We start from the raw sequence: 21,168 nt of genomic DNA, 5'->3' as shown, positions 1-21,168 counted from the left end.
CTCCCCTTTAATTTAGAATGTTATTCTTCAATTAAATTATAGCATTAATTGAAATGCCCATTCAATTCTGTTTCGGAGATAAAACAAAAAAGTAGTATGCGCTGCGTTTAATAGAATTAACGCGTTACAGACTACTTTTTAAGGATGAAGAAATAAGTAAGACTTATGCTTTTTCTTCTTTACGATGATTAAGAAATTTAATTTTTACAGCTTGAACAATAGCGATTGCAGATAATAAATATAAAATCAATCCAATGACCATTGTTATTGGGCTAAAATCGATTAATAACCCCCAAAAACCTTGTAATTGTTGATAAAAGTCAGCAAGATATATTGTCAATGCTACAGTAATCGCAATACAACAAATCACACTAATGACAATGCCTTTTTGATTTGCTCTTACAAAAGTTTGCGCACTGGCAGCACGGTCATCAATAAGACCATTGGATAGATTGAGTTGGAGTTGGACAACTTTGAACAACACAGGTAGATATAAAGTCCCTAAAGCAAGCGGAAATGCTTTGATAGACAATAGATTAATGATTGTTGATAATACAAGTAACAATCCCCATTTACGATATAATTTCATGTATGTCACCTTTCAAGTTTTTCTATAGACGCCCTTATTTTATCATATTTTAGTACAGCTCAACGACAAAACAAGGCGAAAGTTTACGATCAACTTTCGCCCCTGTTTTCCATCTTATAAAGACAATATGTGTAATTTTGATTAAAAGATTACTTATCTGATCGAATATCAGCATCATGATCTTGATTTAATTTATCTTGATCATTTTTTTCTGAAATTTGTTCCATCTCTTTGCCTAATTCAACGACATCATCAAAACCTTCGACCATTTCATTTTCATATTGTTTTTGATCATCTTTCATTAAATTGCCACCTCTAATTTATGCATATAATGAAGTAAAATAGGCTCTAACATCATCTGGTAAACCTTGTGCAGCCGCTTCATCAAGGACAACAGTCACCATACGATGTGTTTTTAATGTTGACGGAATAAAGCTTGTATTCCCATTTTCTTCATATAACTTTTGAACTTGTGCCGCTTTATTTGAACCTGTGACAACGACAATAATTTCACGCGCTGGCATTACGGCATCATTCATTGGTAACCCAATTTGTCCGTTTTCATCAATAGTTAATACTTGTAACGTTAATTTTCCTTTGTTATCTTTTGTTTTAGCATGATGGGCAATAAATGATTCAACATTGTCATCATCTGGAACTTCATGCACTTGTTTCTCTGGTACGCCTAATGATTTAAAAAATGACGCTTGCTTATCATAGTCCAAAATATGAATTTGACTAAAATCTACACTATGACGATCAACATCTTGTTTTAAAAAATTTAAAACCGGCGCTTGGTCTTCATTTAAATGGACACCTACAATTGAGGTAGGATTATTATTAAGCTGTTTTCTTAAGATATCTGCTGTATATTTTGCCACTGTTTCTGCATCTTTAAATATTTTAAAATTCATTGCCATTATCGTACACTCCTCTATTGTCCTTACTAGTCTATAACATTAATAACTACATACCCATTTTATTGACATATTAAAACATCATTCATTAGGCATCATGCTGACTCATGTTCACTTTCAATTATAACCTTTTTAGTCATTAAATTCTTGTGATAGCTGTCTAATCCTGTTGATTGACAGAACTATTGTAAATTTGGATAATTTTGCTGTCTCAATGCCTCATATACTAAAATAGCAGCTGTATTCGATAGATTCAGTGCACGGACATTTTCATTCATAGGAATACGCAAAGCTGTACTTTCATATTTTTCTTTGACCCAATCCGGTAAGCCCGTTGTTTCTTTTCCGAATATGAAATAATAATCTTCATTAGGATTTGAAAAATCTTGTGATGTATGATTTTTCGAACCAAATTTAGTGAGTAAGAAATACTGCCCTGCTGTTTGTTCGAAAAATGATTCAATATTATCATAATATGTAATTGAAACATATTTCCAATAATCTAAACCTGCACGTTTTAACATTTTGTCATCTGTACTAAAACCTAATGGTCGAATTAAGTGTAACTTTGTATCTGTTGCTGCACATGTACGTGCAATATTTCCTGTATTTGCAGGTATTTCTGGTTGGTATAATACGACATGAATTGTCATTATCCATCTCTCCTCATTTCTAAGCCTTTTAACATTTCAATTTGTACTTCTTCATCTTCATTTTCATAATGTGCCATAATATAAGGTTTAGCTAAATCGCCTTGAATTTGACCAATCGCCCAAAATGCAGTTGCTCGAATAAGCGGTCTCGGATCATTTTCTGCGACCTCTTTTAAATCTGGAATCGCATCTTCTTCTTTAAAATGTGCCAAAGCTATAATGGCATTACGTTGGATAGGTTTTTTGCCACGCCAAGCACCTGCAAGATGACCAAACGTATTTTTAAATGTTTTATTATTCATTTTCAATAATGGCACTAATCTTGGTTTTAAAATTTCTGGTTCTAATATAATATCATCTTGCTCAATATTAATCCCTCTATTTTTAGGGCAAACCTGCTGACACGTATCACAGCCGTACAAACGATTTCCAATTTTATAACGATATTCATCGGGCAAATAGCCTTTCGTTTGTGTTAAAAAGCTAATACATTTTTGACTGTTTAACTGATCGTCACCAACAAGTGCGCCAGTTGGGCAACGATCGACACATATTGTACAATCGCCACAACTCTCCATGATCGGATCATCAGGAGGAAACGGGATATTCACTAACATTTCACCTAAATAGGTATACGTCCCTAAATCAGGATGAATCACAAAGCTATTTCTACCTACAAAACCTAATCCTGCACGTTCAGTAACAGCTCTATCAGATAAAACACCGGTGTCAACCATAGACATCATCTCTGCATCGGGCACTTTAGCTTCGATAAATGCGGCTAACTTATCTAAACGCTTTCGCATAATGGCATGATAATCTTGTCCCCAAGAGGCCCGCGCAAACATTCCACGTCGGTCTCCGCGAACACTTTTAGGCGCATTTTTTAGTTTGTTTGGATATCCTACTGAGATGGCAATAATAGATTTTGCTGTTGGCAATGATAACTTAGGCTCTGTTCTTAAAGCAATATCTGATTCTTCAAACCCAGATGCATACCCTTTCGCATGGTAATCCACTAATTTTTGTTTCAACTCATCAAACGGGTCAGCTGTCGTAAAACCGATACGATTTATACCTATACTGTAGGCATACTCTATTATTTCTTCTTTTAATTGTAAGACATCCATAAACTCACCCCTTAAAAGTCACCACACTATTTTAACATATCTTTCTAGACCTGCGTTGTAATTCATTCAAGTTCTTTTTATTCGAATAAGCACAAAATAATAAAGAATGGCGTGCATACTCACCCATTGCTAGGCTATTGTCATTGCTTACGCCATTCAAATTATTTATAAATCATTATTTAACTAATACACGTTTTAAAAAGTTTTGTGTCCGTTGATGTTGCGGATTTTCAAAAACTTCATGAGAAGGTCCATCTTCAACAATATGACCATCCGCCATGAATATCACACGATCACTCACATTTTTGGCAAAGTCCATTTCGTGTGTCACAACCACCATAGTCATCCCTTCTTTTGCTAAAGATTTCATTACAGTCAACACTTCCCCGACAACTTCGGGATCAAGCGCTGATGTAGGTTCATCAAATAATAAAACATCAGGATTCATAGCAAGTGCACGTGCAATCGCAACCCTTTGTTTTTGTCCGCCAGACAATTGATTCGGATAGGCATCTGCTTTATCTTTAAGACCGACTTTGTCTAATAAATCGAGCGCATGGGCTTTTAAAGATGCTTTATCTCCTTTTTTCAATAAACTTGGGGCTAAAATAATATTATCAATGACTTTTTTATGCGGGAATAAATTAAAATTTTGGAAAACCATTCCCATTTTTTGACGTAGTTCATCAACTTTCGTCCCTTTTTCTGTTAAATCTCTTCCTTCAATAATGACACTTCCTTTTGTAGGAACTTCTAATAAATTCATACAGCGTAATAAAGTACTTTTACCACTACCAGACGGCCCGATAATAGCAACGACCTCCCCTTTATGAACTTCCATATCAATCTGCACTAAAACTTCATTGTTTCCAAACGTTTTATTTAATTCTTTAATTTTAATCACTGACTCTCATTCTCCCTTCAACAAAATACATCAAACGTGAAAGTGTGAACGTTAATACAAAATATAATACAGCCGCAATGAGTAATGGCGTAAATGGATCAAATGAAGCACCTTGTACCACTTGTGCATTAAACATAATTTCGCTCACACCAATAACGGATACGATTGATGATTCTTTGATTACAGTTACAAATTCATTCCCTAAAGCAGGCAGAATATTTTTAATCGCTTGGGGCATAATCACGGTTTTCATCGTTTGAGCATAACTCAAACCTAAACTTCTCGCCGCTTCGGTTTGTCCTTTATCAACTGCATTGATACCCGCACGTATAATTTCGGCAATATAGGCAGAACAATTAATGACTAAAGCTACGGCACCACATATAAAAGCGGAAATATCGAGTCCAAGAACTGCAGTTGTCCCGAAAAACACTAAAAATACTTGTACAAGTAAAGGGGTTCCCCGTAAAAACTCAATGTAAAAAGAAGCAATCCATTTTAATGGCTTGATTGAACTAATTTTCATTAATGCAATGACGGCGCCTAAAGCTGCCCCTAAGACCACACCGATGATTGAAATCAGAATTGTACTTTTTAAACCAGTTACAAAAAATGTACCGTATTTAGAGAAAAAGTTACCATCATTTTCCATTGCGTCCGCAGCTATTTTTTCGTATTTTGGCATTAGATGTTGATCTTTTACATCTGCAATTGTTTGATTTACCTTATCCATTAATTCAGGAGAATGTTTAGGTATCGCAATAGCTGTAGGTTTGTCAGAATCCGCAAATGATGCGTTAGAAAAAGTAAGGTCATCATTTTGTGTCAAATAAGCTTTGCTGACAGCACTGTCCATAACAATCGCATCTACTTTATTACTTTTTAATGATAAAATGACTTCTGGTAATCGTGTTAAAGATTGAATATCGGCATCTTCAATTTCATTTTTTGCTAACTCTTCTTGCGTCGTTTGTTTTTGGACCCCAATTCTCTTTCCTTTTAAATCATCCAAAGTCTGATAATGTGCTTTATCCTTTTTACGAATAACCACTTTTTGTTGAACAGTCATATAGTTATCTGAAAAATCAACTTCTTTTTTACGCTCATCTGTCGGTGTCATACCCGAAATAATCATGTCGATTTTTCCTGTTTTTATAGCCCCTAACAAACTATCGAATTGCATATTCACAATTTTCAACTTAACACCATTATCCTTGGCAATTTTTTTCGCAAGTTCAATATCGATACCTGCATATTCCCTCTCACCATGAACTGTTCTTTCAAATTCCATTGGTGCATAATCTGCTGAAAGTCCAACCTTCAATACACCTCTTTTTTTAATGACTTGCCATTGATCCTCGCTTGCAGCTTTTGATACGTGCACAAGAGGCGATTGACATATAAGTAACACAACTATAAATAGTGCTGTAATCAGCTTCCCCAAATACTTCATCTCAGGACCTCCTTTTAAATTTATTCATTATTATACATATTTGCGTAATTTTATGCAATAATAAATTTTAAAAACGCGCAGTTTATAGTGAATTCCCCAGCTTACGTGATTTTTGTATACATTTTTGTCTTATTGTTAACAGTCAATTGGGTGAAAATTGCAGGTGATTTATAAAGAATGAACAAGAGGCGCTATCGTATTGCTATATGAAGTTAAAGGAAAAATAGAAAGTAAAAAAGACTGAGTTATCGTCAAATAGGACGAAATCTCAGTCTTTCTAATTATATACTCTTTGTGTATTTGTTTATGTATTCCATAAAGAATAGTGTTTATTGTTTCGGAATCTCAAAACGATAAATATCATCACGATAACCTGGTAAAATATTTTTACACACTTGATGAACAAACCACGCGACCGTAAATGGAACAATAAAATAACCAAACAGGAGTAAAATCATATTCATCGTTGGATCTCCATCCATACGGTTAAATGCATTAATCGGACCTACAAATCCAGAGTAACCAAATCCCGCAGACATAGGTGTTCCTTTAATGCCTATAAGATAAGTAATTAATCCTGTAACAATACCGTTTATTGTAAGAGGAATCATAATAATTGGATGTTTGAAATAAACAGGAATCATCATTTTTGTAGCACCAATAATAAGAACAACGAGAACACCTGCTTTATTCACACGCAATGAGCCAACCAAGAATGTCATACTCGCAGCAACAATACCCATATTTCCTGCCCCACTCGCTAAGCCACTCAACGATACCGCCGTCGCAATAGCAACAAGAGAAATGGGCGTTACCATTAATAACGCAAAAGTTATTGCAATAAGAATACTCATTATAAGCGGGTTTAGCTCCGTAAAAGTCTGAATCATTTTACCTAAAGCTCCTGTAATACGGCTTATATAAGGCAGTGTTAATAGACCAACAATACCTGAAAACACAGGAATAATTATAGGTAAAATAATCATATCGAGTGAGCCAAATTTGCCATCTAACACTTTAAATAAGAAACAAGTGAGCATTACGATCAACATGACATTAATAATGTCCCCGACACCTTGCAAAATGAACTGGCTTCCTTTAAATTGAATGACACCCGAGCCAATCATTGCTGAAGTACCAGTAAATACAACACCTGAGCCAGAAAATTTAAACGCATGCGCAGCCAGTGCACCGATAATAAATGGCATAAACGACTGAATCACGACCACAATTTGATGGAGTTGCTCAAGGAGGGGTTGACCTTCTTTAAAAAATTTAAGCAATTCACCTAAAAATGCATTGGGTAATAACGCTATGACCACACCTGCTGCAACAGCATTTAAGATCACACTGAAGAAAGACTTGTTACTCGATTTTTCTTTTGAAGTCACTTGTTGTGTCCTCCTCTATTAAGAATAGCTTTATCATAATATAAGATATAGATTGAAACAATATGCAAATATAAATTTTAAACCAACCTTTTTCTATTACAAATTTTTCTAAAAGGTCTTAAATCATCAGCTATTAAGCTCTCAACGTTTAACACTCTACTAAAATTTATTTTCGTATAAATTCGTCACCTACAATGAAGTGAACATTTGCACTCTTTCAATATAACTTTATAGTTTGAATCATTTCATTATGAATTTAACTATCCTCAATGATTTTCAAATGATTATTACAATTCTAGTATAATTCTATTTTATTCTCTTTAACAATAGGTATGTAAAGGATTGAAACTAAAACAAAGTCAATCATTTTTATACTCTGAGCTTGATTAAAATATAGAGATATATATAAAACAATAAAAAAGAATAAGACGCTATTTCAACTCGATTTCGAAACCATATAAAATTGTGGTTTTATTTTGATATATCCTAGTGGTACTAAAAAAGAAGTTAAACAAATCCAATTGCTTAACTTCTACATATATAATATGATCCTGATCCGTTAAATAAAATAAACCAATTAATGTTGAATTAAGATGAAACACCTTAAGTTATACAGAAATGATTGAAATTAACGATATTTTTCTAGAGAATGCGTAACAATCATTTCACATAATTGTTCATAATTGATTCCATGCGCTTCAGCTTCTTGAGGAAGTAAACTTGTGGGTGTCATACCTGGTAATGAATTTGCTTCAATACAAAAAATATTATCATTACTGTCCATTATGAAGTCAACCCTACCATAAACTTCTAAGCCTAACTTTTTAAATACTTTCAAAGCAATATTTTGCATTCTTTCTGTTTGATCATCACTTATATTTGCAGGTGTAATTTCTTCTGTTGCACCTGGTTGATATTTATTTGAATAATCATAAAAGCCGTCTTTAGGTATTAATTCAATAATTGGCAACACTTTTTCACCTATAATTCCAACAGAAAATTCTCTTCCGGCTATTTTCTTCTCTATTAAAATTGTATCTGAATATTGTTTTGATAATGTAATAGCGTCTAATAATTCACGCTGATCATCGACAACTTTTACTCCAATACTCGAGCCGTTATCATTAGGTTTTACAACTGCAGGTGCTTTGATAGTATTAATATTTTCATTATTCATGATGCGCCACTCAGGAGTTAAAATATGATTGACAGTCATTAACTCTTTAGAAACTATTTTATCCATGGCCAATAGGCCACCTTTATACCCTGTGCCTGTATATTTGATATTGTATAAATCAAATATGGCTTGCAATTTACCATTCTCACCAATACCGCCATGAAGGCCCAAAAATACAATATCAGCAGTCTGACAGATATCAATGATATTATCTCCAATTTCATTTTTCCGACCATTGTTTTTATCAATTAATTCTTCTAAATCTGGAGCAACTTCAGGCACCTCATAATCATAAACAGATTCCCCATATTTATTATATGCTTCTTCAAAGTTCTTAACTTCTTTTAATCCTAAATATAAATCTAACATCAATACTTTATGACCATTTTTGATTAATGCATTTGCGATTTGAGCTCCTGAAGATAAAGAAACATCTCTTTCATCACTTAAACCACCAGCTAATACGATAATATTCATATAGTTTCTCTCCTAAAGACTATTTTATCCAGTCAAAATTTTCTGATTTTAACTCTATTTTACATTACTTTACTTTTGAATTCACAGCTCATTTTTAATTGATTACACTAAAATCTTATTAAATCAGACTATTTAGGCTTATACAATGGGTTTCTTATGGTTATAGAAATTTCGGTTCTTCATTTTTTATGGTGGGATGGCATAAGTCATCCTGCTTTTTTGTACAAAAATAGCGCAAATGCCTCTATAATTTTAAGTGACTAAACCAAAAATAAAGGAGACATATTGCGCCTATGTGTAATGATTGATTAAAGTTACTAAAAATTAAAGATAATAATATTAAAATCACTAAAGTTGAAGAAGATGTAGTTATTAGAGGTAAGAAATCTAACGTCATCTTTGGTACCCTTTCATACAAGCCTATGACTTGTCCTCACTGTTATCATACGAATCCAAACCGAATACACAAACACGGAAAACGTTTATCGCGAATTACTTTTTTAAGATTCCAAGAGATAGCAGTGTATTTAAATCTGTTAAAACAATGTTTTAAATGTATGGATGGAAAGTGTTACGCTTCTACAGAAAGTATGAGGATATCATTGCTTATACGATTGGAACCCCTCAATTCAATAATGGAGCGATTGAAGGAATTAATCAAAAAGTTAAACTGATTAAAAGAGTTTCATATGGCTATCGCAACTTTTATAACTTCAAAAATCGCATTTTTATTATTTTTAGACTGTATAAAAGACCAAAGAAAAAAGCAATGCCACTTTTCAATAGTGAAATTGCTTAAATAGATTGCGTACCGAGTCGAGACTCCCGAGGCATAGAGCCGAAACCGAAAATCCATTTTGGCTTCTTATGAGCTACAATAAAAGCCAAAATTAGTTGAGGTAAGGCGCCTGGGAAAGCGAGACTCGAAGAAGCAATCGGAAGTTTGCGACTTAATTATTATAGACACATAACCACCATATAAAGTGTACAGCCTCATTTCCAAGGTATTTGTAAGTGAATATAAAAAACACATTAAACAACAAAATAACGTTGCTTAATGCGTCATCGTCTCGCCAACCGACGTTGACAAAGAACCCCTATAAAAAGCCCCTAAACACAACGCTTAAGGGCTTTAATCTATACCGGTGGTCGGGGTCGAACCGACACGTCTGTGAAGACACGGGATTTTGAGTCCCGCGCGTCTGCCAATTCCGCCACACCGGCATAATCTAAAAAATCCAATACAACTATTGGAAAATGGAGCGGAAGATAGGACTTGCACCTATACCTCTTTCCGGGAAGGAAAGTGTTCTAGAATTGAACTACTCCCGCATGATATGCAATTGTTATTTTAAATAATGGAGCGGAAGATAGGACTTACACCTATACCTCTTTCCGGGAAGGAAAGTGTTCTAAAAATTGAACTACTCCCGCATATGTCATATCAATGGAGGCGGCAACCGGATTTGAACCGGTGAATAGAGGTTTTGCAGACCTCGGCCTTACCACTTGGCTATGCCGCCAAAAGTAACTGGGCTAGCTGGATTCGAACCAGCGCGTGACGGAGTCAAAGTCCGTTGCCTTACCGCTTGGCTATAGCCCATTAATTTTAAATAAAGGGCGGTTGATGGGAATCGAACCCACGAGTGTCGGAACCACAATCCGATGCGTTAACCACTTCGCCACAACCGCCATGGCAGGGGCAGTAGGAATCGAACCCACATCAAAGGTTTTGGAGACCTCTATTCTACCGTTGAACTATGCCCCTATTGATATGGTGGAGGGGGGCAGATTCGAACTGCCGAACCCGAAGGAGCGGATTTACAGTCCGCCGCGTTTAGCCACTTCGCTACCCCTCCAAGACATAATGCCGGCCAGAGGACTTGAACCCCCAACCTACTGATTACAAGTCAGTTGCTCTACCAATTGAGCTAGGCCGGCAAAAAGTGGTTCAGGACGGAATCGAACCGCCGACACAAGGATTTTCAGTCCTTTGCTCTACCGACTGAGCTACTGAACCATAATAATAATGGCGGTCCCGACGGGAATCGAACCCGCGATCTCCTGCGTGACAGGCAGGCGTGTTAAACCGCTCCACTACGGGACCTTTAAAAATAATTGCGGGAGGCGGATTTGAACCACCGACCTTCGGGTTATGAGCCCGACGAGCTACCGAACTGCTCCATCCCGCGGTAATAATATTTATAATGGCGGAGGAAGAGGGATTCGAACCCCCGCGAGCCGTTAAGCCCCTGTCGGTTTTCAAGACCGATCCCTTCAGCCAGACTTGGGTATTCCTCCTAATTATATGGACCTTGCAGGACTCGAACCTGCGACCGAACGGTTATGAGCCGTTAGCTCTAACCAACTGAGCTAAAGGTCCTAATAATATTCAACTAAAATTAGTGGCGGCGGAGGGGATCGAACCCCCGACCTCACGGGTATGAACCGTACGCTCTAGCCAGCTGAGCTACGCCGCCGTATATAGTTGTTACAATATTGAATTAAATATGGTGGAGACTAGCGGGATCGAACCGCTGACCTCCTGCGTGCAAAGCAGGCGCTCTCCCAGCTGAGCTAAGCCCCCATAATTAATGATGTTAAATCGGGAAGACAGGATTTGAACCTGCGACCCCTTGGTCCCAAACCAAGTGCTCTACCAAGCTGAGCTACTTCCCGGAAGGTATGTAGCGCGCCCGATAGGAGTCGAACCCATAACCTTTTGATCCGTAGTCAAACGCTCTATCCAGTTGAGCTACGGGCGCATGTTGCAATAATGGTGCCGAGGACCGGAATCGAACCGGTACGGTGATCTCTCACCGCAGGATTTTAAGTCCTGTGCGTCTGCCAGTTCCGCCACCCCGGCAAAACAATGGAGCAGAAGACGGGATTCGAACCCGCGACCCCAACCTTGGCAAGGTTGTATTCTACCGCTGAACTACTTCTGCATATGCGGGTGAAGGGAGTCGAACCCCCACGCCGTAAGGCGCTAGATCCTAAGTCTAGTGCGTCTGCCAATTCCGCCACACCCGCTAATGGTGAGCCATAGAGGATTCGAACCTCTGACCCTCTGATTAAAAGTCAGATGCTCTACCAACTGAGCTAATGGCTCTAAATGGTGCCGGCCAGAGGACTTGAACCCCCAACCTACTGATTACAAGTCAGTTGCTCTACCAGTTGAGCTAGGCCGGCTACTCTATTCAATTAAATGGTGGAGAATGACGGGTTCGAACCGCCGACCCTCTGCTTGTAAGGCAGATGCTCTCCCAGCTGAGCTAATTCTCCTATTATGTAAAATAACCTGGCACCGTCCTACTCTCGCGGAACGTCAGTCCGACTACCATCGGCGCTAAAGAGCTTAACTTCTGTGTTCGGCATGGGAACAGGTGTGACCTCTTTGCCATTGGCACCAGATTAAATTGAATGTTATACATTCAAAACTAGATCGTAAGTATACATTCACAAGTAAAACCTTATGAACAAATTTGATTAAGTCTTCGATCGATTAGTATTCGTCAGCTCCACGTATCACTACGCTTCCACCTCGAACCTATTTACCTCGTCATCTTCGAGGGATCTTATAACCGAAGTTGGGAAATCTCATCTCGAGGGGGGCTTCATGCTTAGATGCTTTCAGCACTTATCCCGTCCATACATAGCTACCCAGCTATGCCGTTGGCACGACAACTGGTACACCAGAGGTATGTCCATCCCGGTCCTCTCGTACTAAGGACAGCTCCTCTCAAATTTCCTACGCCCACGACGGATAGGGACCGAACTGTCTCACGACGTTCTGAACCCAGCTCGCGTACCGCTTTAATGGGCGAACAGCCCAACCCTTGGGACCGACTACAGCCCCAGGATGCGATGAGCCGACATCGAGGTGCCAAACCTCCCCGTCGATGTGAACTCTTGGGGGAGATAAGCCTGTTATCCCCGGGGTAGCTTTTATCCGTTGAGCGATGGCCCTTCCATGCGGAACCACCGGATCACTAAGTCCGTCTTTCGACCCTGCTCGACTTGTAGGTCTCGCAGTCAAGCTCCCTTATGCCTTTACACTCTATGAATGATTTCCAACCATTCTGAGGGAACCTTTGAGCGCCTCCGTTACACTTTAGGAGGCGACCGCCCCAGTCAAACTGCCCGCCTGACACTGTCTCCCAGCACGATAAGTGCTGCGGGTTAGAAATCCAATACAATTAGGGTAGTATCCCACCAGTGCCTCCACGTAAGCTAGCGCTCACGCTTCTAAGGCTCCTACCTATCCTGTACAAACTGTACCGAATTTCAATATCAGGCTACAGTAAAGCTCCACGGGGTCTTTCCGTCCTGTCGCGGGTAACCGGCATCTTCACCGGTACTATGATTTCACCGAGTCTCTCGTTGAGACAGTGCCCAAATCGTTACGCCTTTCGTGCGGGTCGGAACTTACCCGACAAGGAATTTCGCTACCTTAGGACCGTTATAGTTACGGCCGCCGTTTACTGGGGCTTCGATTCGTAGCTTCGCTTGCGCTAACCACTCCTCTTAACCTTCCAGCACCGGGCAGGCGTCAGCCCCTATACGTCACCTTACGGTTTAGCAGAGACCTGTGTTTTTGATAAACAGTCGCTTGGGCCTATTCACTGCGGCTCTTCAGAGCGTGAACCCCAAAGAGCACCCCTTCTCCCGAAGTTACGGGGTCATTTTGCCGAGTTCCTTAACAAGAGTTCGCTCGCTCACCTTAGAATTCTCATCTTGACTACCTGTGTCGGTTTGCGGTACGGGCACCGATATTCTAGCTAGAGGCTTTTCTCGGCAGTGTGAAATCAACGACTCGAGGAAACAATTTCCTCTCCCCATCACAGCTCAATCTTAATGAGTGCCGGATTTGCCTAACACTCAATCTTACTGCTTGGACGTGCACTCCAACAGCACGCTTCGCCTATCCTACTGCGTCCCCCCATCGCTTAAAACGAATATTGGTGGTACAGGAATATCAACCTGTTATCCATCGCCTACGCCTGTCGGCCTCAGCTTAGGACCCGACTAACCCAGAGCGGACGAGCCTTCCTCTGGAAACCTTAGTCAATCGGTGGACGGGATTCTCACCCGTCTTTCGCTACTCACACCGGCATTCTCACTTCTAAGCGCTCCACATGTCCTTGCGATCATGCTTCAACGCCCTTAGAACGCTCTCCTACCATTGTCCTACGGACAATCCACAGCTTCGGTAATATGTTTAGCCCCGGTACATTTTCGGCGCAGTGTCACTCGACTAGTGAGCTATTACGCACTCTTTAAATGATGGCTGCTTCTAAGCCAACATCCTAGTTGTCTGGGCAACGCCACATCCTTTTCCACTTAACATATATTTTGGGACCTTAGCTGGTGGTCTGGGCTGTTTCCCTTTCGAACATGGACCTTATCACCCACGTTCTGACTCCCAAGTTAAATTATTTGGCATTCGGAGTTTGTCTGAATTCGGTAACCCGAGAGGGGCCCCTCGTCCAAACAGTGCTCTACCTCCAATAATCATCACTTGAGGCTAGCCCTAAAGCTATTTCGGAGAGAACCAGCTATCTCCAAGTTCGATTGGAATTTCTCCGCTACCCTCAGTTCATCCGCTCACTTTTCAACGTAAGTCGGTTCGGTCCTCCATTCAGTGTTACCTGAACTTCAACCTGACCAAGGGTAGATCACCTGGTTTCGGGTCTACGACCAAATACTCATTCGCCCTATTCAGACTCGCTTTCGCTACGGCTCCACATTTTCTGCTTAACCTTGCATCAGATCGTAACTCGCCGGTTCATTCTACAAAAGGCACGCCATCACCCATTAACGGGCTCTGACTACTTGTAAGCACACGGTTTCAAGTTCTCTTTCACTCCCCTTCCGGGGTACTTTTCACCTTTCCCTCACGGTACTGGTTCACTATCGGTCACTAGAGAGTATTTAGCCTTAGGAGATGGTCCTCCTAGATTCCGACGGAATTTCACGTGCTCCGTCGTACTCAGGATCCACTCAAGAGGGTATTCGTTTTCGACTACAGGATTATTACCTTCTCTGATTAACCTTTCCAGGTTATTCGTCTAACAAATACTTTTGTAACTCCGTATAGAGTGTCCTACAACCCCAACAAGCAAGCTTGTTGGTTTGGGCTCTTCCCGTTTCGCTCGCCGCTACTCAGGGAATCGATTTTTCTTTCTCTTCCTCCGGGTACTAAGATGTTTCAGTTCTCCGGGTCTACCTTCTCACATACTATGAATTCATATGCGGATAACACGACATAACTCGTGCTGGGTTCCCCCATTCGGAAATCTCTGGATCAAAGCTTACTTACAGCTCCCCAAAGCATATCGTCGTTAGTAACGTCCTTCATCGGCTTCTAGTGCCAAGGCATCCACCGTGCGCCCTTAATAACTTAATCTTTTATGATTGAGCTTTCGCTCAATACACCAGTTATTAATTATGTGAGTCGTCTGTCGACGACTAGCGATAATTTTGTTTCAAGCTTTCGCTTGTCACTCGGTTTTGCTTGGTAAAATCTATACTTACTTATCTAGTTTTCAATGTACAATCAAATTAATGGTGGAGACTAGCGGGATCGAACCGCTGACCTCCTGCGTGCAAAGCAGGCGCTCTCCCAGCTGAGCTAAGCCCCCAAATATTTAAAATTAATGCACCATTCGGTTTTCAAATGGTGGGCCTAAGTGGACTCGAACCACCGACCTCACGCTTATCAGGCGTGCGCTCTAACCAGCTGAGCTATAGGCCCATTTGAATTTGAATCCTCAATCAATGAGCATTCAAAACTGAATACAATATGTCATGTTAATTCCGTCTATCACCTGTTGGTGATATTTCCGTATATTATCCTTAGAAAGGAGGTGATCCAGCCGCACCTTCCGATACGGCTACCTTGTTACGACTTCACCCCAATCATTTGTCCCACCTTCGACGGCTAGCTCCAAAATGGTTACTCCACCGGCTTCGAGTGTTACAAACTCTCGTGGTGTGACGGGCGGTGTGTACAAGACCCGGGAACGTATTCACCGTAGCATGCTGATCTACGATTACTAGCGATTCCAGCTTCATGTAGTCGAGTTGCAGACTACAATCCGAACTGAGAACAACTTTATGGGATTTGCTTGACCTCGCGGTTTCGCTGCCCTTTGTATTGTCCATTGTAGCACGTGTGTAGCCCAAATCATAAGGGGCATGATGATTTGACGTCATCCCCACCTTCCTCCGGTTTGTCACCGGCAGTCAACTTAGAGTGCCCAACTTAATGATGGCAACTAAGCTCAAGGGTTGCGCTCGTTGCGGGACTTAACCCAACATCTCACGACACGAGCTGACGACAACCATGCACCACCTGTCACTTTGTCCTCCGAAGAGGAAAACTCTATCTCTAGAGCGGTCAAAGGATGTCAAGATTTGGTAAGGTTCTTCGCGTTGCTTCGAATTAAACCACATGCTCCACCGCTTGTGCGGGTCCCCGTCAATTCCTTTGAGTTTCAGTCTTGCGACCGTACTCCCCAGGCGGAGTGCTTAATGCGTTAGCTGCAGCACTAAGGGGCGGAAACCCCCTAACACTTAGCACTCATCGTTTACGGCGTGGACTACCAGGGTATCTAATCCTGTTTGATCCCCACGCTTTCGCACATCAGCGTCAGTTGCAGACCAGAAAGCCGCCTTCGCCACTGGTGTTCCTCCATATCTCTGCGCATTTCACCGCTACACATGGAATTCCACTTTCCTCTTCTGCACTCAAGTTTTCCAGTTTCCAATGACCCTCCACGGTTGAGCCGTGGGCTTTCACATCAGACTTAAAAAACCGCCTACGCGCGCTTTACGCCCAATAATTCCGGATAACGCTTGCCACCTACGTATTACCGCGGCTGCTGGCACGTAGTTAGCCGTGGCTTTCTGGTTAGGTACCGTCAAGACGTGCACAGTTACTTACACATTTGTTCTTCCCTAACAACAGAGCTTTACGATCCGAAGACCTTCATCACTCACGCGGCGTTGCTCCGTCAGGCTTTCGCCCATTGCGGAAGATTCCCTACTGCTGCCTCCCGTAGGAGTCTGGACCGTGTCTCAGTTCCAGTGTGGCCGATCACCCTCTCAGGTCGGCTACGTATCGTCGCCTTGGTAGGCCGTTACCCCACCAACTAGCTAATACGGCGCGGGTCCATCTATAAGTGACAGCAAGACCGTCTTTCACTGTTGAACCATGCGGTTCAACATGTTATCCGGCATTAGCCCCGGTTTCCCGGAGTTATTCCAGTCTTATAGGTAGGTTACCCACGTGTTACTCACCCGTCCGCCGCTAACTTCAAAGGAGCAAGCTCCTCGTCCGTTCGCTCGACTTGCATGTATTAGGCACGCCGCCAGCGTTCATCCTGAGCCAGGATCAAACTCTCCATAAAAGAAGTAAGCTTGATATAGCTCGTTGATTGATTAAGTCAATCACTCTTCAAAGTACGTTAAAGTACTCAAATTATCGGAATTAACGTTGACATATTGTCATTCAGTTTTCAATGTTCATTTTTACCGTTACAAGAATCAATTATACTTTAAATCTTTTGTTGTGTCAACAATTATTTAAAAGTTTTTTTAATTCTTTGTTAATAAGTTGTTGTCTTTCATTCAACATTTATTATCTTATATTGTTATCAGAGAAGATTCAAGCGTTAATTTTACACTTTTAAAACCTGATTTACAAAGTAAAGTTAATTTAAATATTGTTTGCTCGAAACGACTTTTATATCTTATCAAGCAGAATGAAATACGTCAACAGAAAATAGAGATGTTTATTAATAAATATTACTATCATTTTGTAAACTGACGCGTTAAGAGAGAATTTTATATCTTTGCATAAGAAAAATGTGGTTTAAGGATGGATAATATGCACTAACTTTCACATAAAAGGTCTCACTTTATTAAAAAGAGGATTGACTTCTACTTATCATGATCGTTTTGTATCTAAAAGTCTGTACCGTAAAAGTCATAATATCACCACGGGAGCCATCAATAAAAAAGACGCATTTAATGAAAGGATGAGTCATGCACCTTATCATTAAATGCGTTTGAAAGTTTCTATGATTCTTTTTTCTTTTCTTCAGCTTCTTTACATGATTGACAAATTCCATATATTTCCATTCGATGGTGTGTTACATCGAAATGTGTGACATGTTGCGCAAGTTGTTCAACTTCATGCAATAGCGGATAATGAAAGTCAACGATTTTTCCACATTTTTCACATATCACATGATAGTGGTTTTGTGTATCGAAATCAAAACGACTAGAGGCATCACCGTATGTGAGCTCTTTAACTATACCTGTTTTCTTAAAAACTTTAAGATTATTGTAGATTGTAGCTACACTAATATTTGGAAAATCAGGCGATAATGCTTGATAAATTTCATCAGCAGTTGGATGTGAATGTGCTTTAATTAGGAAATTCAATATTGCTTGACGTTGTGGTGTAATACGAACGCCTGCTTTTCGTAAAGACGCTATTGACTCTTGTAATTGATGTTCATGAGATTCCAATTCAGCAGCCATTAGTTTCACCCGTCTCTCTAGTTAATAATAATTCTTACTTAATAACAATATAAAGGTTAGAGGCTGCTTATGTCAATGGATATGTTAATATCCTTTATTCACATCAACTACATTCTCATTAACTTCACCGTTATTGAGAAAATTTTCTAAATTATTTAAAAATATGTCTGTTGCTTGTTTCTTATTGTCATCACGATTTCCTGAAATATGTGCCGTAATATAAACATTATCAAGATCATATAATTTAGATGTAGCTTCTAATGGTTCTTTGTCAAAAACATCCAAATAAGCTTTTCTTATCTCATGTTCTTTTAAACTATCTACTAAAACCGCTTCTTCAGTAATCGTTCCCCTTCCAATATTGATGAACAAAGTATGTTGATTCATCGCTTGGAAATCTTCACGTTTTAATAAATGATAAGTTTCCTCAGTCTCTGGTAATAAGTTGACTATAATATCAGCTGATGCATAAATCTCTTGGCGTCGAGCTAACGAGTCAGTTTGATCGAAATAGTCAGCCTCATGACCAGTCGTATTAAGTCCTATTGTCTCCATACCTAAAACTTTAGCAACTTGTGCCGCTCTCTGAGGTATTTTACCAGTACCTAAAAAAAGAATACGTTGTCCACTGACAGATGGTGTTACACGTTTATGATTGTAGATTCTATCTTGTTGCTCGCTATATGCTTCTTTCAGTTCTTTATAGTCATCTAAAATATAAGCAAATAAAAATTCCGTCAATTGCTGTGCATGGACACCCCCTGCGTTCGTAAGCGTAATGCCTCTTTCATTCAACGTTTCAAAAGGTAGCGTATTGACACCCGTTGCATACCAAGCAATCCATTTTAAGTTTGGTGCGTTTTCTATAAATGCTTGATTTACTTCTGCGTGATAAGTAATTAATACATCCATTTCTTTTTGAATATCATGAGGTAATTCTGATGGGTGCTTATAAAAATGAAATGACACATCTGGATAAGCTTCTTTTAGACGCGATTCTTGATCATCTAATCGCATTAAACTGACAACAATCATATATACCTCACCCTTCTAATATAGCTTTTAATTGCTCCATCTGTTCCTTAACTTTAACTTTTTCAATTACATCTAAAACTTTACCGTCTTCGTCAATCACAAACGTCGTTCTAACAATACCCATCGATTCTTTACCAAAAGACTTCTTTAATTGATATACACCCACTGCTTCAGATAATTGATAGTCTTCATCTACGAGTAAGTCGAAATTCAAATCATGCTTTTGAACAAAATTTTGATGCTTTCGTTTAGAATCACCACTAATCCCATAAACTTTGACATCCAAATCATTAAAAAAGCTTAAATTATCTCTAAAGTCACATGCTTCTGTTGTACACGTCGGTGTGTTATCACGAGGATAAAAATAAAGCACTGCTTTTTGACCTTTTAATGTATCATTTGTAATCCATTCATCATTTTGTGTTTCTAATTTAAATTCTGGAAATTGGTCGCCTTTTTTTAACATCACAATCCCTCTTTCTAATAACGTTTAATTTTATGATACGATAAGAGGTGAAAATATTAAATTAAAAGAGGTTGGTTAAATATGAAATTTACATTAAGTGAAGCACTTCAGAAACAATCTGATGAATATATATTAGGCGGTGTGAACTCCCCTTCCCGTTCTTATAAAGCAGTGGGCGGTGGGGCACCTGTTGTTATGAAGTCTGGTAAAGGTGCATATCTCTACGATGTGGATGGTAACCAATATATTGATTATTTACAGGCATACGGTCCAATTATTACAGGACATGCACATCCTCATATTACGAAAGCAATTCAAGAACAAGCTGCTCTTGGCGTATTATATGGAACACCGACAGAACTAGAAATTGATTTTGCACGTAAATTACGTGACGCAATCCCTTCTTTAGAAAAAATACGTTTTGTCAATTCTGGTACAGAGGCCGTGATGACAACCATACGTGTCGCAAGAGCATACACAAAACGAGATAAAATCATTAAATTTGCTGGTTGTTATCATGGACATTCCGATTTAGTCCTAGTGGCTGCAGGAAGTGGACCATCTCAACTTGGTTCTCCTGATTCCGCAGGTGTACCAAAAAGTGTCGCACAAGAAGTGATTACCGTGCCTTTCAATAATGTTGATGCCTTTAAAGAAGCAATGGCACATTGGGGCAATCAAGTTGCAGGTGTACTTGTAGAACCGATTGTCGGCAATTTCGGTATGGTTGAGCCGCAACCTGGCTTTTTAGAAGAAGTGAATCGTATTACACATGAACACGGTGGTCTTGTAATCTATGACGAAGTGATTACTGCTTTTCGTTTCCATTATGGCGCTGCGCAAGATTTATTAGGCGTTTATCCAGACTTAACAGCATTCGGTAAAATCATTGGTGGTGGTCTACCGATTGGTGGTTATGGTGGCCGTCAAGATATTATGGAACAAGTCGCACCTTTAGGGCCTGCTTATCAAGCGGGTACAATGGCAGGTAATCCATTATCAATGAAAGCAGGTATTGCATTATTAGAAGTGTTAGAACAAGACGGCGTATATGAAAAGCTTGATCAACTTGGTAAAAGACTGGAAGAAGGCTTACAAGCAGCAATTGATAAATATAATGTAAAAGCTACAATTAATCGAATTCGAGGGGCGTTAACAGTCTACTTTACAGATGAAAAAGTCACACATTATGACCAAGCAGATGCTTCTGATGGTGAACAGTTCGGTAAATTTTTCAAACTTATGCTCAATCAAGGCATCAATTTGGCACCTTCTAAATATGAGGCTTGGTTCTTAACAACAGAACACACAGAAGCCGATATCGATAAAACAATAGCTGCTGCCGATTATGCATTTAGCCAATTGTAAACTTCTATATTGAAAAATGCGCTACAACAGTGTATAACATGATTAAACATATTCAA

At 39.5% G+C, this 21,168-nt stretch carries 13 protein-coding genes, 26 tRNA genes, 3 rRNA genes and 1 pseudogene; 2 read left to right on the top strand and 41 right to left on the bottom strand.

Annotated features, from left to right (window positions below):
- Positions 1-163: 163 nt before the first annotated feature.
- The 9 genes from MUA40_RS04640 to MUA40_RS04600 form a co-directional block, all read right to left on the bottom strand.
- Positions 164-589, bottom strand: a complete 426-nt coding sequence (locus tag MUA40_RS04640; protein WP_016425468.1) for a hypothetical protein — start codon at positions 587-589, stop codon at positions 164-166.
- A gap of 149 nt (positions 590-738) precedes the next feature.
- Positions 739-891 carry an SAS053 family DNA gyrase inhibitor gene (locus MUA40_RS04635; RefSeq protein WP_016425469.1) on the bottom strand — a complete coding sequence of 51 codons (153 nt, stop codon included), beginning with the start codon at positions 889-891 and terminating at the stop codon, positions 739-741.
- Between the two features lie 18 nt (positions 892-909).
- The gene (locus MUA40_RS04630; RefSeq protein WP_016425470.1) at positions 910-1,509 is read right to left on the bottom strand and encodes a 6-phosphogluconolactonase; all 600 of its coding nucleotides are present in this window, start codon (positions 1,507-1,509) and stop codon (positions 910-912) included.
- A 179-nt stretch (positions 1,510-1,688) separates the two neighbouring features.
- Positions 1,689-2,159, bottom strand: coding sequence for a tRNA (uridine(34)/cytosine(34)/5-carboxymethylaminomethyluridine(34)-2'-O)-methyltransferase TrmL (trmL, locus tag MUA40_RS04625; RefSeq protein WP_016425471.1), 471 nt, complete (start codon positions 2,157-2,159; stop codon positions 1,689-1,691).
- The gene (queG, locus tag MUA40_RS04620; RefSeq protein ID WP_262569947.1) at positions 2,159-3,289 is read right to left on the bottom strand and encodes a tRNA epoxyqueuosine(34) reductase QueG; all 1,131 of its coding nucleotides are present in this window, start codon (positions 3,287-3,289) and stop codon (positions 2,159-2,161) included. Before queG ends, trmL begins: the two co-directional genes overlap by 1 nt.
- Positions 3,290-3,464: 175 nt before the next feature.
- Positions 3,465-4,193 (bottom strand): amino acid ABC transporter ATP-binding protein, encoded by a 729-nt coding sequence (locus MUA40_RS04615; RefSeq protein ID WP_167733053.1) that lies wholly within the window; start codon positions 4,191-4,193, stop codon positions 3,465-3,467.
- Complete coding sequence (locus tag MUA40_RS04610; RefSeq protein WP_126496414.1) at positions 4,186-5,646, bottom strand: ABC transporter substrate-binding protein/permease; 1,461 nt, start codon at positions 5,644-5,646, stop codon at positions 4,186-4,188. Before MUA40_RS04610 ends, MUA40_RS04615 begins: the two co-directional genes overlap by 8 nt.
- A gap of 329 nt (positions 5,647-5,975) precedes the next feature.
- Positions 5,976-7,037, bottom strand: coding sequence for a PTS sugar transporter subunit IIC (locus tag MUA40_RS04605; protein WP_016425476.1), 1,062 nt, complete (start codon positions 7,035-7,037; stop codon positions 5,976-5,978).
- A gap of 628 nt (positions 7,038-7,665) precedes the next feature.
- On the bottom strand, positions 7,666-8,691 hold the full coding sequence (locus MUA40_RS04600) for a D-alanine--D-alanine ligase family protein (protein ID WP_016425477.1): 1,026 nt from the start codon (positions 8,689-8,691) through the stop codon (positions 7,666-7,668).
- Between the two features lie 562 nt (positions 8,692-9,253).
- On the opposite strand from MUA40_RS04600, the pseudogene MUA40_RS04595 reads away from it, so the two are divergent.
- A pseudogene (locus MUA40_RS04595) lies at positions 9,254-9,490 on the top strand (transposase); the annotation flags it as partial.
- A gap of 341 nt (positions 9,491-9,831) precedes the next feature.
- Here the strand turns inward: MUA40_RS04595 and MUA40_RS04590 are convergent.
- From MUA40_RS04590 to bcp, 32 genes are all read right to left on the bottom strand, one after another.
- A tRNA-Leu gene (locus tag MUA40_RS04590) sits at positions 9,832-9,915 on the bottom strand.
- 34 nt (positions 9,916-9,949) lie between these two features.
- Positions 9,950-10,023: transfer RNA gene (locus MUA40_RS04585), tRNA-Gly, on the bottom strand.
- 27 nt (positions 10,024-10,050) lie between these two features.
- Positions 10,051-10,125, bottom strand: a tRNA-Gly gene (locus MUA40_RS04580).
- A 14-nt stretch (positions 10,126-10,139) separates the two neighbouring features.
- Positions 10,140-10,214: transfer RNA gene (locus MUA40_RS04575), tRNA-Cys, on the bottom strand.
- A gap of 8 nt (positions 10,215-10,222) precedes the next feature.
- Positions 10,223-10,294: transfer RNA gene (locus MUA40_RS04570), tRNA-Gln, on the bottom strand.
- A gap of 16 nt (positions 10,295-10,310) precedes the next feature.
- A tRNA-His gene (locus MUA40_RS04565) sits at positions 10,311-10,383 on the bottom strand.
- A gap of 2 nt (positions 10,384-10,385) precedes the next feature.
- A tRNA-Trp gene (locus tag MUA40_RS04560) sits at positions 10,386-10,459 on the bottom strand.
- 7 nt (positions 10,460-10,466) lie between these two features.
- Positions 10,467-10,550 (bottom strand) — tRNA-Tyr (locus MUA40_RS04555).
- Between the two features lie 9 nt (positions 10,551-10,559).
- Positions 10,560-10,632: transfer RNA gene (locus MUA40_RS04550), tRNA-Thr, on the bottom strand.
- Positions 10,633-10,638: 6 nt separating this feature from the next.
- A tRNA-Phe gene (locus MUA40_RS04545) sits at positions 10,639-10,711 on the bottom strand.
- A 10-nt stretch (positions 10,712-10,721) separates the two neighbouring features.
- Positions 10,722-10,798: transfer RNA gene (locus MUA40_RS04540), tRNA-Asp, on the bottom strand.
- An 11-nt stretch (positions 10,799-10,809) separates the two neighbouring features.
- Positions 10,810-10,883: transfer RNA gene (locus MUA40_RS04535), tRNA-Met, on the bottom strand.
- Positions 10,884-10,899: 16 nt separating this feature from the next.
- Positions 10,900-10,992: transfer RNA gene (locus MUA40_RS04530), tRNA-Ser, on the bottom strand.
- 8 nt (positions 10,993-11,000) lie between these two features.
- Positions 11,001-11,074: transfer RNA gene (locus MUA40_RS04525), tRNA-Ile, on the bottom strand.
- 23 nt (positions 11,075-11,097) lie between these two features.
- Positions 11,098-11,171 (bottom strand) — tRNA-Met (locus MUA40_RS04520).
- 31 nt (positions 11,172-11,202) lie between these two features.
- A tRNA-Ala gene (locus MUA40_RS04515) sits at positions 11,203-11,278 on the bottom strand.
- 18 nt (positions 11,279-11,296) lie between these two features.
- Positions 11,297-11,370, bottom strand: a tRNA-Pro gene (locus MUA40_RS04510).
- Between the two features lie 12 nt (positions 11,371-11,382).
- A tRNA-Arg gene (locus MUA40_RS04505) sits at positions 11,383-11,456 on the bottom strand.
- Positions 11,457-11,468: 12 nt separating this feature from the next.
- Positions 11,469-11,557 (bottom strand) — tRNA-Leu (locus MUA40_RS04500).
- A gap of 7 nt (positions 11,558-11,564) precedes the next feature.
- A tRNA-Gly gene (locus MUA40_RS04495) sits at positions 11,565-11,639 on the bottom strand.
- A 3-nt stretch (positions 11,640-11,642) separates the two neighbouring features.
- Positions 11,643-11,724, bottom strand: a tRNA-Leu gene (locus MUA40_RS04490).
- Between the two features lie 3 nt (positions 11,725-11,727).
- Positions 11,728-11,803: transfer RNA gene (locus MUA40_RS04485), tRNA-Lys, on the bottom strand.
- Between the two features lie 4 nt (positions 11,804-11,807).
- Positions 11,808-11,883, bottom strand: a tRNA-Thr gene (locus MUA40_RS04480).
- A 17-nt stretch (positions 11,884-11,900) separates the two neighbouring features.
- Positions 11,901-11,976, bottom strand: a tRNA-Val gene (locus tag MUA40_RS04475).
- Positions 11,977-11,990: 14 nt separating this feature from the next.
- A 5S ribosomal RNA gene (gene rrf, locus MUA40_RS04470) occupies positions 11,991-12,105 on the bottom strand.
- Positions 12,106-12,176: 71 nt separating this feature from the next.
- Positions 12,177-15,100, bottom strand: a 23S ribosomal RNA gene (locus MUA40_RS04465).
- A gap of 159 nt (positions 15,101-15,259) precedes the next feature.
- Positions 15,260-15,335, bottom strand: a tRNA-Ala gene (locus MUA40_RS04460).
- Positions 15,336-15,371: 36 nt separating this feature from the next.
- Positions 15,372-15,448, bottom strand: a tRNA-Ile gene (locus tag MUA40_RS04455).
- A 105-nt stretch (positions 15,449-15,553) separates the two neighbouring features.
- A 16S ribosomal RNA gene (locus MUA40_RS04450) occupies positions 15,554-17,105 on the bottom strand.
- Together the 16S, 23S and 5S rRNA genes with 26 tRNA genes alongside form the textbook arrangement of a ribosomal RNA operon.
- Before the next feature lie 670 nt (positions 17,106-17,775).
- Entirely contained in the window at positions 17,776-18,243 is a 468-nt protein-coding gene (gene perR, locus MUA40_RS04445; RefSeq protein ID WP_016425479.1) for a peroxide-responsive transcriptional repressor PerR, read from the bottom strand.
- An 84-nt stretch (positions 18,244-18,327) separates the two neighbouring features.
- Entirely contained in the window at positions 18,328-19,278 is a 951-nt protein-coding gene (locus MUA40_RS04440) for an NAD(P)-dependent oxidoreductase (RefSeq protein ID WP_016425480.1), read from the bottom strand.
- Positions 19,279-19,285: 7 nt separating this feature from the next.
- A complete protein-coding gene (bcp, locus tag MUA40_RS04435) occupies positions 19,286-19,744 on the bottom strand; it encodes a thioredoxin-dependent thiol peroxidase (protein WP_016425481.1) in 459 nt (152 codons plus the stop codon).
- An 81-nt stretch (positions 19,745-19,825) separates the two neighbouring features.
- Here bcp and MUA40_RS04430 point away from each other — a divergent pair, with 81 nt between their 5' ends.
- Positions 19,826-21,112, top strand: coding sequence for a glutamate-1-semialdehyde 2,1-aminomutase (locus MUA40_RS04430; RefSeq protein WP_167732679.1), 1,287 nt, complete (start codon positions 19,826-19,828; stop codon positions 21,110-21,112).
- Positions 21,113-21,168: the final 56 nt, after the last annotated feature.

The organism is Staphylococcus schleiferi, assembly GCF_025558325.1.
Taxonomy (GTDB): Bacteria; Bacillota; Bacilli; order Staphylococcales; family Staphylococcaceae; genus Staphylococcus; species Staphylococcus schleiferi.
The sequence above is the reverse complement of the archived record's forward strand: the minus strand, read 5'-3'. Positions and strand labels throughout refer to the sequence as shown.